The organism is Acinetobacter sp. QJM3NY_42, assembly GCF_056173745.1.
The window spans coordinates 1,311,974-1,326,089 of record NZ_CM149689.1 but is presented as its reverse complement, the minus strand read 5'-3'; the positions used below and the strand labels follow the sequence as shown (position 1 = coordinate 1,326,089).

The 14,116-nt window shown below is 40.1% G+C and carries 15 protein-coding genes; 11 read left to right on the top strand and 4 right to left on the bottom strand.

All coding sequences use genetic code 11. The features are described from left to right. Positions 1–139: 139 nt before the first annotated feature. The 3 genes from AC0VYT_RS06195 to AC0VYT_RS06185 all read left to right on the top strand — a co-directional run bounded on the left by AC0VYT_RS06195 (position 140) and on the right by AC0VYT_RS06185 (position 3,246). The gene (locus AC0VYT_RS06195; protein WP_005014548.1) at positions 140–1,432 is read left to right on the top strand and encodes an acyl-CoA dehydrogenase family protein; all 1,293 of its coding nucleotides are present in this window, start codon (positions 140–142) and stop codon (positions 1,430–1,432) included. Between the two features lie 31 nt (positions 1,433–1,463). Then, positions 1,464–2,663 carry an acyl-CoA dehydrogenase family protein gene (locus tag AC0VYT_RS06190; protein WP_005014550.1) on the top strand — a complete coding sequence of 400 codons (1,200 nt, stop codon included), beginning with the start codon at positions 1,464–1,466 and terminating at the stop codon, positions 2,661–2,663. A 91-nt stretch (positions 2,664–2,754) separates the two neighbouring features. Beyond that, positions 2,755–3,246 carry a GNAT family N-acetyltransferase gene (locus AC0VYT_RS06185; RefSeq protein ID WP_005014557.1) on the top strand — a complete coding sequence of 164 codons (492 nt, stop codon included), beginning with the start codon at positions 2,755–2,757 and terminating at the stop codon, positions 3,244–3,246. A 54-nt stretch (positions 3,247–3,300) separates the two neighbouring features. On the opposite strand, the gene AC0VYT_RS06180 is transcribed toward AC0VYT_RS06185, so the two are convergent. From AC0VYT_RS06180 to AC0VYT_RS06170, 3 genes are all read right to left on the bottom strand, one after another. Next, complete coding sequence (locus AC0VYT_RS06180) at positions 3,301–5,172, bottom strand: SurA N-terminal domain-containing protein (RefSeq protein WP_005014559.1); 1,872 nt, start codon at positions 5,170–5,172, stop codon at positions 3,301–3,303. Positions 5,173–5,300: 128 nt separating this feature from the next. Next, positions 5,301–5,573: an HU family DNA-binding protein gene (locus AC0VYT_RS06175; RefSeq protein ID WP_005014561.1), complete on the bottom strand. Its 273-nt coding sequence runs from the start codon at positions 5,571–5,573 to the stop codon at positions 5,301–5,303. 157 nt (positions 5,574–5,730) lie between these two features. Next, positions 5,731–6,207, bottom strand: a complete 477-nt coding sequence (locus AC0VYT_RS06170; protein ID WP_005014562.1) for a phasin family protein — start codon at positions 6,205–6,207, stop codon at positions 5,731–5,733. Between the two features lie 202 nt (positions 6,208–6,409). Between AC0VYT_RS06170 and AC0VYT_RS06165 the strand changes: the two genes are divergently transcribed. The 8 genes from AC0VYT_RS06165 to fdx all read left to right on the top strand — a co-directional run bounded on the left by AC0VYT_RS06165 (position 6,410) and on the right by fdx (position 12,519). Beyond that, positions 6,410–7,054, top strand: a complete 645-nt coding sequence (locus AC0VYT_RS06165) for a hypothetical protein (protein ID WP_005014563.1) — start codon at positions 6,410–6,412, stop codon at positions 7,052–7,054. A gap of 111 nt (positions 7,055–7,165) precedes the next feature. After that, positions 7,166–7,639 carry an Rrf2 family transcriptional regulator gene (locus tag AC0VYT_RS06160; protein WP_005014565.1) on the top strand — a complete coding sequence of 158 codons (474 nt, stop codon included), beginning with the start codon at positions 7,166–7,168 and terminating at the stop codon, positions 7,637–7,639. 1 nt (position 7,640) lies between these two features. Next, complete coding sequence (locus AC0VYT_RS06155) at positions 7,641–8,858, top strand: IscS subfamily cysteine desulfurase (protein ID WP_005014567.1); 1,218 nt, start codon at positions 7,641–7,643, stop codon at positions 8,856–8,858. Between the two features lie 68 nt (positions 8,859–8,926). Further along, the gene (gene iscU / locus AC0VYT_RS06150; RefSeq protein WP_005014568.1) at positions 8,927–9,313 is read left to right on the top strand and encodes a Fe-S cluster assembly scaffold IscU; all 387 of its coding nucleotides are present in this window, start codon (positions 8,927–8,929) and stop codon (positions 9,311–9,313) included. A gap of 34 nt (positions 9,314–9,347) precedes the next feature. Continuing rightward, on the top strand, positions 9,348–9,668 hold the full coding sequence (iscA, locus tag AC0VYT_RS06145) for an iron-sulfur cluster assembly protein IscA (RefSeq protein ID WP_005014569.1): 321 nt from the start codon (positions 9,348–9,350) through the stop codon (positions 9,666–9,668). An 82-nt stretch (positions 9,669–9,750) separates the two neighbouring features. Beyond that, complete coding sequence (gene hscB, locus AC0VYT_RS06140) at positions 9,751–10,266, top strand: Fe-S protein assembly co-chaperone HscB (RefSeq protein WP_005014570.1); 516 nt, start codon at positions 9,751–9,753, stop codon at positions 10,264–10,266. A gap of 37 nt (positions 10,267–10,303) precedes the next feature. Continuing rightward, positions 10,304–12,163 carry a Fe-S protein assembly chaperone HscA gene (hscA, locus tag AC0VYT_RS06135; RefSeq protein WP_005014571.1) on the top strand — a complete coding sequence of 620 codons (1,860 nt, stop codon included), beginning with the start codon at positions 10,304–10,306 and terminating at the stop codon, positions 12,161–12,163. A 17-nt stretch (positions 12,164–12,180) separates the two neighbouring features. After that, positions 12,181–12,519, top strand: coding sequence for an ISC system 2Fe-2S type ferredoxin (gene fdx, locus AC0VYT_RS06130; RefSeq protein WP_005014575.1), 339 nt, complete (start codon positions 12,181–12,183; stop codon positions 12,517–12,519). 53 nt (positions 12,520–12,572) lie between these two features. On the opposite strand, the gene AC0VYT_RS06125 is transcribed toward fdx, so the two are convergent. Further along, complete coding sequence (locus AC0VYT_RS06125) at positions 12,573–14,081, bottom strand: adenylate/guanylate cyclase domain-containing protein (protein ID WP_005014576.1); 1,509 nt, start codon at positions 14,079–14,081, stop codon at positions 12,573–12,575. Between the last annotated feature and the right edge of the window lie 35 nt (positions 14,082–14,116).

Here is a 14,116-nt window from a genome sequence, read left to right as displayed (position 1 = left end):
CTTCAAATGCTTACTTCTTAAATAATATAATCATTATACTCTAATAGAGCCAATCAACTTCTGTCATATCTGACATGGTGTTTTATCATAAGCTATGTCAGCATATCCCGCATAACGATAAAAAACTGCTGGAAAATATATGACAAAAATGATGAATAAAGCACAAGGGCTAGGCCTATCACTGATTACCCGAATTGCAGGTATTGAAATAATTGATCAGTTTAACTTGAGAAAGCTCATTGAAAAGTCACTTTACCAAGGCTCTAAAGCTGGTTTTAAAAGTTTGAGTCAATCACAAAAATTTTTTAAAAGTCAGTCACTAAAAAAACAGCGCTTATCACCTCAAGGAAAAAACCTGTTTGATTTAAACTTGAGTGAAGAACAACAGATGCTCGTTGAAAGTATGCACCAATTTGCACAGGAGATACTTTACCCTCTGGCAGCCCGCGCTGATCATAATGAGACTTTTCCTCAAGAACTCTGGCAACACGCAAAAGACCTAGGACTTAATGAATATGCTTTGCCTGAAGCACTTGGAGGAGTAGCAGACCACTTAAATATTGTTAGCAATATTCTGATTACAGAACAGCTTGGTCAAGGAGATTTCAGTCTGGCTGCTGGGCTACTTTCTGGTTTTAGTGCAATTAATGCCTTGAGTCGATGGGGTTCTGAACAGATTCAGGCTAAATACCTGACCGCTTTTAACCACCTCAATGATCTTAAGGCTACTTTCGCAACTCAAGAAAACTCTTCGGCGTTTAACCCTTTTCAGCTAGATACTCAGGCTATTTTTAAAGATCAGCAGTTTTATATTACTGGAGAAAAAACCTTGGTCCTCTTAGGTGAAACCGCTGATCTGCTCCTTGTGAGTGCTGACTATAATGGACAAGCTGACGTATTCGTAGCAATACGCGATAGTACGATAAGTTATAAAAAATGCCCTGCCATGGGACTTAAAGCCTGTGAAACTGTCACATTAAAGTTTAATCAAACTCCTGCTGAGCGACTGGGAGATGAAGACTTTGACTATAGCGCTTTTCTAGATTTAGGCCAGCTAATGTGGTGCGCACTGGCTATCGGCACTTGTGAGGCTGTAAAAAATTACTGTGTTCGTTATGCAAATGAGCGTATGGCATTTGGTGAGCCTATTTCGCATCGTCAGAGTATCGCTTTTATAATTGCAGATATGACCATTGAGATTGAGGCAATGCGTATGATGCTCTGGAATGCCGCCAGCCTTGCAGAAGCAGGAGAACCCTTTCACCGGGAGGCTTATCTGGCAAAGCTTTTATGTGCAGAAAAATCCATGAAAATTGGTACTGATGGTGTACAGATTTTAGGAGGTCACGGTTTTACCAAGGAATATCCGGTAGAGCGCTGGTATCGGGACTTGCGAGCCACAGCGATTTTGTATTCTGGCTTACACGCTTAAATCAGCCCATTATTATAAAAAAGGTTAAAAAATGAATTTGCAGAATCCAAAAAAGTATAAGCTGATGGTACAGCAAGCTCGAGAGGTCGCTTTACATGTATTACGTCCTATTTCTCGTAAGTATGACAAAGCTGAACACAGCTACCCTAAAGAACTGGATATGATTGCCTCTCTCATCGATGGAATGAATGAAGGGGTCGAAGGACTGAATGCAGGTGCAGCAGTCGGAAAACGTGGCGCCGACATACAGGGTAATAAAAATGGTGTAAATATGTCCACAGCTCTGGGCATTATGGAAATGTGTTACGGCGACACAGGACTATTGCTCAGTATGCCTCGTCAGGGTTTGGGAAATTCTGCCATCGCAGCAGTGGCCAATGACTCACAGTTAGAACGCTTTAAAGGGATGTGGGCTGCAATGGCAATTACCGAACCGGACTGTGGTTCTGACTCTGCAGCAATCCGAACTACAGCAATTAAAGACGGAACAGATTATATACTGAACGGTGAAAAAATCTTTGTAACATCAGGCCAGCGTGCTGACTCAATTGTAGTTTGGGCTACACTTGACCCTAAGCTCGGCCGTGCAGCAATCAAATCTTTTGTGGTGCCAAAAGGTACACCGGGTATGAAAGTAGAACGACTAGAGCATAAACTAGGAATAAAAGCTTCAGATACAGCGGCTATCAGTTTTATTAATTGCCGTGTACCAGCTGAAAACTTACTTGGAAATCCGGATATTGATATAGCGAAAGGTTTTGCTGGAGTGATGGAAACTTTTGACAATACACGTCCGCTGGTGGCTGCTATGGCAGTAGGTTGCGCCCGGGCTTCTCTGGAACGTATCAAGGAAATTTTTAAAGACCAGCTTGACCAGAACTATGCTACACCTTATTTACAAACTTCATATCTTGCTGCACAGATTTATAGAATGGAGGCGGAATGGGAAGCAGCACGTTTACTCACATTAAAAGCTGCCTGGATGGCAGACAACAAGAAACCGAATTCAAAAGAAGCATCAATTGCCAAAGCTAAAGCAGGTCGAATTGGTAATGAAATTACACTAAAATGTGTAGAGCTGGCAGGTAGCGTGGGTTATGGGGAAGATGAACTGTTAGAAAAATGGGCACGTGACTCAAAAATTCTGGATATTTTTGAAGGTACTCAGCAGATTCAACAGCTGATTATTGCCCGGCGCGAGTTAGGAAAAACTTCTAGCGAACTTAAATAGTAAAGATCCACTTATAGAGAGACAGACTTACAACTAACTGATTTTTTGTTATAACAGTCTGTCTTCTTTTTAAGTTCTGACTAATTCCAATATGTTTAATTTAAGACTTATTCAATCTAAAGATAATCCATCTATTGCCCAAATTATCCGTACTGTCTCTCAGGAATTCGGCCTTGCCAGTGATGCAGGTTTTGCAGTCTCTGATCCCATCTTGGATGATCTATATCAGGTTTATCAAGAACCTAACAGTCGCTATTGGGTAGTAGAGAGCACACAGGGAAAAATAGTAGGAGGTGGTGGTATTGCACCGCTACAGGGAGATACTTCAATTCTGGAAATCCAGAAAATGTATTTTCTTCCTGAAACTCGAGGATACGGTTTGGCCAAACAGCTTTTACAACAATGTTTTGAATTTGCACAACAGCAAAACTTCCAGACAATATATCTGGAAACAACTGCCACCTTATATCAAGCTGTCAAACTTTATGAACGACTAGCATTCGAACGTCTTGATCAGCCTTTAGGTAATACAGGACATAGTAATGCTTGTGAAATATGGATGGCGAAAAAACTGGCTTATTAATATAAAAAGCTGATCAATAAAAAAAGCACCGAAGTGCTTTTTTTATTTTAAAGGCTATTTAATTTTAGCTTTAGATTTTAGATATTGGGTGTAATCTTCCAGCTCCTGCTGCCCACGTAACTGCTGATAGAGTTTACTTAACTCCTGAAGCTGTTCCGGTGTTAAAGCATTAGAAGTGGTTTTATTAACATTTGCCACAGCAACCAATACCAGCTCATTAGGCAAGGCTGCTGTAGTTACAGACCACATACCTGATTTTGGGGCTGCTACACTAAAAGCAGCACGTTCAACGTCGCGCTTTAAGCCTTGAGAACGGGTAAATGTACCAGCACTCTGGAAAGCTACTTTATGTTTAGCTAAAACCTGTTGAGCTGGTTGGGTTTTAAATTCATCCAGCATGGTTTTAAGCTTCGCGGCAGCTAAACCGGCAGCTTTTTCGTCAATTATTTTAGTTTTAATTGCAGGAGTAGCTTGAGCTAGCGACTGAACTCCTTCAGGCTGATAATCACGTACTTTAACCCAAACTGCTTCCCCTGTAGCAAGTTGCAGATTGCTAGTTACATTACGATCGCCATTTTTAACATCTTCATTAAAAATACGGGCTTTCACACTTGGGTCATTTAAAACTGGATGACGAGTATTTAAACCAACATTTTTAACTGTTTCTATGCGTGTACCTTTGATTTCTTGAGGCACCACATCAAGTGAATCGCTACTAACAACCATTTCATTTAAACTGTTTACCGTATCAGTAAACAAGTTTGCAACTTTAGACTTTTGAATTTCAGCAGCCAGACGGCTCTTTTCAGCTTCAAACGAAGGAATATTCTGCGCAAGTGTTTGTGCCTGAATAATATGATAACCATATTGGGTCTTTACGGGTTGAGATATCTGATTTGCTTTTAAACCCAGAACAGCTTTATCAAAAGCTTCAGAATAAACTCCTGTCTGGTAACTTTCAATCAGGCCACCTTTCGTTTTAGAGTCTATATCATCTGAATATTGTGCAGCTGCCTGTGCGAAGTTCGTTCCCCCTTGAATCTTTGCATAAACCTCATTAGCGAGTTTCTGCGCTTGGTTTTCATTTCGAGTATCAGAAGTTGCAATAAGAATATGCTTAACTTCACGCTTTGCATTCTTATTTTGAGCTTCGACAAAATTTGCATAAGCCTGCTGCAACTCAGCATCCGTAACAGGTGCTGCTTTAGTATTTACCTGTTCAGGTGACAACACAATATAATCCACATCTACATGGGCCGTCTGCTTAAAACTGTTTTTATGCTTCTGATAATAGTTAGCAATGTCCTGCTGGCTAACCTGAATATTCTTTTTATATTCATCTAGCGGAATGCTGGACAGGAATAATGTACGTTGCTCAGTCTGCAAGTTAGCAATCTGATTCATGTCAACTTTGCTGACCAGCGTATAATCTACAAATGTACTATTTAACATTTTTAAAGCATGGTCTTGTCGCAAGTTTGCAATTAGGCCCTGACTGGTTAACCCGACAGAACGCAAGTAGTTTTCATATAATGTCTGAGAAAATTGTCCATTTTGCTGGAAGCTTGGCTGTTGGGCCAGCATCTGCTCAATTTGTGCATCACTTAAAGAAATACCCAGTTTTTCAGCTTGCTGTAAAATCAGATTCTGTGCAATCAGATGATCCAGTGCCGTTTGCTGAATAAAAGGCTGATTCAGCAAGGTCTCATCGCCATTTACAAAGTTTAAATATTGTTCTTTATAAGATTTAGTCAGTGACTCTAGTTCTTTTTTGGAGATCTCTTGCCCGTTTACTGTAGCAGCGACATTTTCTTTATTACCCCCGCTAAAATATCCTTCAATACCTACAAATGCTAAAGGGGTCAAAAACAAAATTAGCAGGACGATACCAAGCCAACCCTTTATGACTTTACGAAAAGATTCCATAAGTATTCCAATATTTTATTTCGAAGGGATTTTAACTGAAAAACACAAGTGAATGAATGTATAAAGCCAGGCTTTTCTTCATTTTAATAAAAAACGCGCCTTCTGGCGCGTTCTTGAGCCACAAAAGATTAAGCTACAGAATCTTTTAAGCCTTTACCTGCTTTAAAGCTAGGCACTTTGCTTGCTTTAATTTGTAATTCTTCACCAGTTTTAGGATTACGGCCAGTACGAGCCGCGCGTTCTTTCACGCCAAAAGTACCGAAACCCACTAGAGTTACAGTATCACCCTGTTTAAGCGCTTCTGTAATTGAAGCAATAGTCGCATCCAATGCCTTACCAGCATCAGTTTTAGACAATCCCCCTTTTTCTGCAATCGCATCAATTAATTCTGATTTATTCATGAAGATAACGTCCTCTTGATATCGTTTGTTTAAGAACCAAGGCTGTAGTTTAAAAGGCCATGACGCCTTTATAGCAATGCTTTAGGGGAAAACGCAATACTGAAAAATAAGATTTCGCAAAAATTAATGCTAAAAAAATGTTGAAAAATTAGGAAAGTTAAGATTCAGACTGCTTTTTCAACTCTTGTTCTTTCAATATCTGGTTTTCTTTTACTAAAACGTCAACCTTATGATGTAATTGTAATATTAACTGTTCCAGATGTTGAATATCTTTAGTAGTAGCCAGTCCGATCCTGCTTAATGAATTCTGAATACTGTGATCTATAGATTTTTCTACGCCATCCTTGATTTCATGAACCGGATTTCGAGAGGGTTCAGTTATTTTACTACCAGCTTCAGCAGAATCTGATGTCTTAGATTCCAGCTCTTCTCCAACCTTGACCAGTGAGTCAAATAATTTATTTCCTTCTTCTTCAGCACGAGAAAATGCACCCAAGCCAGCCAGCCAAATCTGTTTAGTATATTTTCTGAAATCCAGAGCAGACTTTCGGCCGCTTCTTGTACTGTTCTTGGTTCCAGGAATTTTTCTATTTAATGTTGTTTCTTCAACCAGATCCGTTTTGGTATTATCCATTTAAACAATCTCCTGAATATTTTATAAACATTATACTGCATTTAGCTACAAAAATAGCCCTATAATAACAACGCCCGGGCTTGATCGTTTGATTAAACTGTTCTACAAAGCACATTAAATCAGTAAATTATTAAGAGTATGCAGCAGTCTCAGTTCGGGTTAGAGACGGGACGCTCTATTAAATACTAAAGGATAAAGATATATGAGCGAGTCGCAACAAAGAACAAATCATCATTTGTTGCTCACCATTGTGATGATCGTACTGGAAACGGTTTTTTCTTTTGTGTTGAAGCATGATCGGGTCGTTCGCGTACACGCCAAAAAATTTGTTGAAAAGCAAATCGTACTTAAAATTAATAGTTATCTACCCTACTTTGATTTTTATGTACAGTTTAGTCCTCATGGTTTGCTTTTTGACAGCCGTGCTCCTGTAAAGCCGGTTGATTTAGAGATTAACTCCACCCTGCTAGATTTATTACGCATCATTATTTTCGGTAATCGTCGTAGTATTAAAGCCATGCGTATTGCAGGAGATCCTTTATTACGTGACGAGTTTCGTGATCTTATTTTACACTTTAGTGTACCAAAACTATTTGCTGACTGGCGTCAGTGGTTAAAAGAAGCCCCTCAAGAAGATGAAGTCATTGCATCAAGAAAACGTATTGCGCCTCTACTTGAAAAAATTGACCAGCAGCGAGTACAAATTAACTCACTTTTGGTGGAAGTAAAATTGCATAAAAGCCGTATTCGGCGCATTGAGCAAAAAAACAAATATTTAAAGCTATCTTTATTGGTTATAAGCCTGCTTTTTATTGCTTTATTGATATATACTTTATGGCCAAAATAAAAATATTTTTACTTAGGTTTTAAAACATTACAATTAACCGTAAAAAAACTTGACTATTTTAGTCGGGATTCTTAAAATCTATATATCTAGTCTCAACATGTGTATCGAGTCATGCGCTTAACCACTCGCGGTCGCTACGCAGTGACTGCTCTACTTGATTTAGCTTTGCAGCCAACTGAACAAACGATCACGCTAGCAGAAATTGCTGCCCGCCAAACTATTTCAGTCGCTTACCTTGAGCAGTTATTTGCAAAATTGAAGCGTCATGGTTTAGTTTCCAGTGTTCGCGGTGCTAATGGCGGTTATCACCTTGCACGAACTGCAGATGAAATTACTGTGTTAGAAATTATTGAAGCTGTAAATGAAACTGTTGATGCAACACGCTGCGACCATAAGGGTAACTGTCAAAATGGTGCAATGTGCTTGACTCACGATTTATGGCAAGAACTCTCCCATCACATTGCCGATTATCTTGCGAAAATCACTCTGGCTGATCTTGTAGCCCGTGACAACGTACAGACCGTTGCTATTCGCCAAAACGCACCAGGTTTTGATTCAGCTCTTTTATCGGTTACAGGTATTTGACATGAAACGTCCAATTTATCTTGATTATGCAGCAACTACGCCAGTTGACCCACAGGTTGCTGAACGTATGATGGAATGCTTAACCTTTGATGGTACTTTTGGTAATGCAGCTTCTCGCTCACATGCATATGGCTGGCAGGCAGAAGAAAAAGTTGAATACGCTCGCGAGCAGGTGGCGAATCTGGTTAAAGCTGATCCACGCGAAATTGTATGGACTTCGGGTGCAACAGAATCTGACAACCTTGCGCTCAAAGGTGTAGCTCAGTTCTATGCTTCCAAAGGCAAACACATTATTACCAGCAAAATTGAACATAAAGCTGTACTTGATACCTGCCGTGAGCTGGAAGAGCAAGGTTTTGAAGTTACTTACCTGGAACCACAGCCACAAACAGGTTTAATTACGCCTGAAATGGTTCAGGCAGCTCTTCGTCCGGATACTATTCTTGTATCTTTAATGATGGTTAACAACGAAATCGGTACCATTACTGATGTTGCTGCTATTGGTGAATTGACCCGTGCCAATAAAACCTTCTTCCATGTAGATGCTGCACAGGCAGCCGGTAAGGTTGAAATTGATCTTTCTACCATGAAAATTGATTTGATGAGTTTCTCAGCTCATAAAATATATGGCCCTAAAGGTATGGGCGCCCTTTATGTACGCCGCACTCCACGTGTACGTTTAAAGGCTCAGATGCATGGTGGTGGTCATGAGCGTGGCATGCGTTCTGGTACTCTGCCAACACATCAAATTGTTGGTATGGGCGAAGCATTCGAACTGGCAGGTAAAAACCTCCAAGCTGAACAGCAACGTCTACGTGTATTACGTGACAAGCTCTGGAATGGTCTGCAAGATCTTGAACAAGTTTTCTTAAATGGTCACCCGACTCAGAACGTTGCCAACTATTTAAATGTCAGCTTCAATTTCGTTGAGGGTGAATCTTTAATGATGGCGCTTAAAGATGCTGCAGTTTCAAGTGGTTCGGCCTGTACTTCTGCAACCCTCGAACCATCATATGTACTGCGTGCACTAGGTTTGTCAGACGAACTCGCACATAGCTCTATCCGCTTCAGTTTCGGCAAATATACAACTGAAGAAGATATTGATCACGTATTGGAAATTACCAAAGCTGCTGTTGAGAAATTACGTGAACTTTCTCCGCTTTGGGATATGTATAAAGAAGGTATCGACCTTTCTTCAGTTGAATGGGCTGAACACTGATTTATTGAAATAAGTGTTTTTACCCTCATATTAATATTAAGGCTGACCCCGAGGTTTGGAGAAGCATCATGGCTTATAGCGAAAAAGTAATTGATCATTACGAAAATCCCCGTAATGTGGGCGTGTTAGATAAAAACGCAGAAAATGTAGGTACTGGCATGGTGGGTGCACCAGCATGTGGTGACGTTATGCGTCTTCAAATTCAAGTGAACGATAGCGGTGTAATTGAAGAAGCACGTTTTAAAACTTATGGTTGTGGTTCTGCTATTGCTTCAAGCTCCCTAGTTACCGAATGGTTAAAAGGCAAGACTCTTGATCAGGCACAAGCGATCAAGAATATTGATATTGCGACTGAACTCGCATTACCGCCGGTTAAAGTTCACTGCTCTGTATTGGCAGAAGATGCGATTAAAGCAGCTATTGAAGATTATCGTAGCAAGAAATCTCAAGCCTGATTAGACGTATCCTAGATAAATTAATGGAGTTTTCATGATCCACTTAACTGAAACTGCTGCAACTCATATTCGAAATTACCTGCAGAACCGTGGTAAGGGTGAAGGCATTCGTATTGGTGTGAAAACTTCTGGTTGTTCCGGTTTGGCTTATGTTCTTGAATTTGTTGATGATATTAATGAACATGATCAAGTTTTTGACCAGGCCGGTGTAAAAGTCTTTGTAGATCCTAAAAGTCTGGTTTACCTGAATGGTCTAGAAATGGACTATGTAAAAAATGGCTTAAATGAAGGCTTTGAGTTCAACAACCCGAACCAGAAAGGTGAATGTGGTTGTGGTGAATCTTTCACAGTCTAAATTACCTTTCTCATGTATCGAAGTTAAAACAGTGCTTCTAGCACTGTTTTAACTGTATTTACCAGCCTGGAAATTATCTTTCATGAATCACTTTGAGTTGTTCAATCTTCCTGTAGCACTCGATATTGATTTGGCAATTTTAAAAAATCAGTTTTTAAAATTGCAGCAACAGTATCATCCAGATAAAGCCACAGATAAAGATCAAGCACTGATCAAATCAAGTGAAATCAATCAGGCATACAAAGTTTTATCACAGGTTGATAGCCGTGCAGCTTATTTGCTGGCCTTAAAAAAGCAGGACTATCATCTTGACCAATCTATTAATGATTTTGAATTCTTGCAGTCAGCTCTGGAAATTCGGGAACAGCTAGATGAAGCTACCGATACTGAGCAGCTTCAAACACTCAAAGAAGAAGTCAGACAATGGATCGATGGACTGGTCCGTGAATTCAAGATTGATTATCAGGAAGAAGACTGGGCTGAAGCACGTGATACTGTGCGTAAACTGCGTTTCTTTCAGAAAGTTCTGCATGATATTGATAAAGCTGAAGACCAGTTGTTAGATGATGATAGCTTTGATTTAGATGATGACTATTAATTTTATTTTTATTACTTGTTTACAAGGGATTTAATACATGGCTCTCTTGCAAATTGCTGAACCGGGTCAATCAAGTGCGCCACATGAACACCGTATTGCAATCGGAATTGACTTAGGAACCACGCACTCGCTTGTCGCGACCGTATTATCAGGAAAAACTAAAGTACTGAATGACGAACAAGGTCGTGTATTACTCCCATCTATTGTGCATTACGGCTTAGATTCGACTCACTATGGCGAAGACGCCAAGCCTTTTGTTACTAGTGACTCCAAAAACACCATTATTTCTGTTAAGCGCTTCATGGGACGCTCACAGACAGATATTAAATTTCAGCATCCATACACATTGTTGGGTGAAGCCAGTCAGATGCCTGCCTTTGAAACTGTACAAGGCCGTAAAACTCCTGTTGAGATTTCTGCAGATATTCTAAAGCAGTTAAAGAGCCGTGCTGAAGTAAGCTTACAAAATCCGGTAAATGGTGCAGTCATTACCGTACCAGCCTACTTTGATGAAGCTCAACGTCAGGCTACCCGTGATGCAGCTCAGCTTGCCGGACTTAATGTCTTACGTCTATTAAATGAACCTACAGCAGCAGCTGTAGCTTATGGTTTAGATCAGGCAACCAATCTCGCAACTGACCGTAACTATGTGATTTATGACCTAGGTGGCGGTACTTTTGACGTTTCAATTTTACGTTTCAGTCAAGGTGTATTTGAAGTTCTGGCTACTGGAGGCCATACAGCCTTAGGTGGTGATGATCTGGATCGGTTAATTGTAAAGTGGGCAAAAAAAGAACTTAATATTGAAACATTCAATAATCAGGAATATGCACAGGTATTATTTGCTGCACGTCGGGCAAAAGAAGCGTTAACAAATGCCGATTCGACCATGTTGACGATATTGGACCATACCTTACAGCTTGACCGCCCAACCTTTGAAAGCATTATTAAAGTTGCACTGGATAAAACGATTAGCGTCTGTAAACGTGTTTTGCGTGATGCTAAACTTGAATTATCGGATATTCAGAATGTTGTATTGGTTGGGGGATCTACTCGCTCTTATGCAGTCCAGCGTGCTGTTGCAGAAGTATTCAATCAGGAACCGCTTTGTACTATTAATCCGGATGAAGTTGTGGCAATTGGTGCAGCTATTACTGCGAACCAACTGATTGGTAATACTCAAGAAGGTTCATTATTATTAGATGTTACACCATTATCGCTTGGTCTTGAAACCATGGGTGGACTGGTAGAACGTCTGATTGGGCGTAACACCCCTATTCCGGTAGCTCGCCGCCAAGAATTTACGACTTATCAAGATGGTCAGACTGCTATGCTGATTCATGTCGTGCAAGGTGAACGTGATCTAGTAGAACACTGCCGCAGTTTGGGACGTTTTGTATTACATGGTATTCCACCTATGACTGCCGGACAGGCCCGTATCGAGGTCACCTTTCAGGTGGATGCGGATGGTTTGCTAACAGTAAGTGCCAAAGAAACTACGTCTGGTGTAAATGCCAAAATTGATATTAAACCTTCTTATGGCCTTTCAGAAGCAGATACTGAACGTTTACTCCTTGAGGGTTTCAAATATGCTGAAGAAGATAAAGATTTACGGCACCTACAAGAAACCAAAGTAGAAGCACAACGTGAACTGGAAGCACTGGAGCAAGCATTAAAGGTTGATGCCGAGCTTTTATCCAAAGACCAGTTAACCGAACTTCAAGCTGCAAAAAATGCTTTAAAAGGCCAATTGGAGCAAAATGATATTCATTCAATTGAGCAGGCAGTTAAACAGCTCAAAGTCCATAGTGATACTTTCGCAGCCTTACGTATGAATCAGCATATTGATCATGCATTAAAAGGTACTAAACTTGATGATTGGTCAAACTCAAACTAGAAAACAGGTAATGACTTATGCCACGTATTAAAGTTCTTCCGCATGCGCAAATTTGCCCAGAAGGTGCCGAGTTTGAAGTTGAACACAATGCCAATCTCTGTGAAAGCCTATTGAAAAATGGCATCAAAATTGAACATGCCTGTGATATGTCCTGTGCCTGTACGACTTGCCATGTCATTGTACGGCAGGGGTTCGACAGCCTTAAAGAAATGAATGATGTAGAAGCAGATCTACTAGACCGTGCTTGGGGGCTAGAGCCTGACTCTCGACTTTCCTGTCAGGTAAAAGTGGTAGAGGAAGATCTGGAAATTGAGATACCTAAATACACTATTAACCACGCTTCTGAAAATCACTAAAAAAAGCCCCTTACGTAAGGGGCTTTTTTAATAGGAACATTAATAACAAGAGTTTAAAACTGATCAACCTTCATATCATTAAAATTTTTACGATTTGAGGTATTCACATGTTCTTGCTCGACCGGCTTGATTTCATCAGCCAGATTAAGCTTAGCTACGCCATGAGAATTCGTTAATTTTTGCTGGGTACGGATGCGCTCAATCATTTGCTCCAGTACTTCCACCAGCTCACTATATTCAAAGTTTTCTATTTCTTCCAGATTAAGAATCAGATGAAATCCTTTATATTCATAATCAAACCATTGCTGATGCTCAAGCCGATGTACCGAGAATTTTTCCATAACTTGCCAAGTACGGACAGGTTCCTGAAATCCCTTTAAATAAATAGGTGTTTTAGGAACACACAGAAATTCACTTCTGATCAGTTTATAAGTTTCATCCGCAATCAGGATCTCGTCAATCTCGGCGGCATATTGTAGACGTGCAGCCAAATTAGCATCTCGACCCACAATCGTATAAGCCATACGATGAGCAGCACCATAATTACCCACATGGCAATATCCTGTACTGATCCCCATACGGATATGTAACGCCGGATATCCCATTTTTTTCCAACGTTCACGTAATAACTTCATCTGCTGGCGCATAGCAATTGCCATTTCGATACAAGTTTTCGCGTCCTGCTCTACGCCTTGACTATCTGGATCACCAAAGAAAATCAGTATGGCATCACCCATAAATTTATCAACGGTAGCGCCATATTGCTTGGCGATATCTGTCATATGGCTCAGATATTCATTTAATAAAAATGCCAGATCATCAGGAATCAGAGTCTCAGAAAGTTCAGTAAATCCTTGGATATCTGAAAAAAAGATTGTCATTTTTTTTCGTTTGTATTCAATTTTAGCCTCTACTTCACCATTCATAATCTGCTGACAGAGCTGTAAAGGAGCATAGCGGCTTAACTGATTTGCAAACTCAATATAACGGTTCATTTGTTCAAAATAGTAAAGACGCTGCTGATCGAGCTTTTGAATATGCTGATTCTGATAATAATTACCTAAATTAATAAAAATGATGAGGCATAATAAACCGATGACTGTCAGTTCTGGTGAAGTAACTTCAAAGTACTGGAGAGTGCCAAAGACAAACAGGCTATGAAAATAAAAAATAATTATGCTCAGTAAGGCAGCAACCGAAGCCATCAAAAAAGAAATTTTATTATTGATTGATGTGTAAACCAGACCAAAGATAGCCAGAAAAGTAAGGGTCAAGCTCAGGTGTACAGCAGCCAATGTAGTGGCCACAACAATCACATCTAGTAAGAATAATATATTTCTTTTTATTTTATAGTCAAAGCGGTACTTCAACCAACGCTCTAGGCGCCGACTTACTAGTAAAATCCCCAAAAAAGCAAATGGAAGATAAATTTGATAATTGGTCTCTGGAGCGGTGAAATAATAGATCACCACTGTCAAAGACAGCATGAGATAACCAATTAATCGATGTATAAACTCGAAATGTAAAGGATGCTGCTTTCCTGTTACACGGTTTAGCGACACTCCCGCTCTCCAGTAACTGCGTGAAGACCATACCG

Coding starts and splice junctions, on each gene's coding strand:
- AC0VYT_RS06195 (WP_005014548.1), top strand. CDS start 140: ATGACAAAAATGATGAATAAAGCACAAGGGCTAGGCCTATCACTGATT.
- AC0VYT_RS06190 (WP_005014550.1), top strand. CDS start 1,464: ATGAATTTGCAGAATCCAAAAAAGTATAAGCTGATGGTACAGCAAGCT.
- AC0VYT_RS06185 (WP_005014557.1), top strand. CDS start 2,755: ATGTTTAATTTAAGACTTATTCAATCTAAAGATAATCCATCTATTGCC.
- AC0VYT_RS06180 (WP_005014559.1), bottom strand. CDS start 5,172: ATGGAATCTTTTCGTAAAGTCATAAAGGGTTGGCTTGGTATCGTCCTG.
- AC0VYT_RS06175 (WP_005014561.1), bottom strand. CDS start 5,573: ATGAATAAATCAGAATTAATTGATGCGATTGCAGAAAAAGGGGGATTG.
- AC0VYT_RS06170 (WP_005014562.1), bottom strand. CDS start 6,207: ATGGATAATACCAAAACGGATCTGGTTGAAGAAACAACATTAAATAGA.
- AC0VYT_RS06165 (WP_005014563.1), top strand. CDS start 6,410: ATGAGCGAGTCGCAACAAAGAACAAATCATCATTTGTTGCTCACCATT.
- AC0VYT_RS06160 (WP_005014565.1), top strand. CDS start 7,166: ATGCGCTTAACCACTCGCGGTCGCTACGCAGTGACTGCTCTACTTGAT.
- AC0VYT_RS06155 (WP_005014567.1), top strand. CDS start 7,641: ATGAAACGTCCAATTTATCTTGATTATGCAGCAACTACGCCAGTTGAC.
- iscU (WP_005014568.1), top strand. CDS start 8,927: ATGGCTTATAGCGAAAAAGTAATTGATCATTACGAAAATCCCCGTAAT.
- iscA (WP_005014569.1), top strand. CDS start 9,348: ATGATCCACTTAACTGAAACTGCTGCAACTCATATTCGAAATTACCTG.
- hscB (WP_005014570.1), top strand. CDS start 9,751: ATGAATCACTTTGAGTTGTTCAATCTTCCTGTAGCACTCGATATTGAT.
- hscA (WP_005014571.1), top strand. CDS start 10,304: ATGGCTCTCTTGCAAATTGCTGAACCGGGTCAATCAAGTGCGCCACAT.
- fdx (WP_005014575.1), top strand. CDS start 12,181: ATGCCACGTATTAAAGTTCTTCCGCATGCGCAAATTTGCCCAGAAGGT.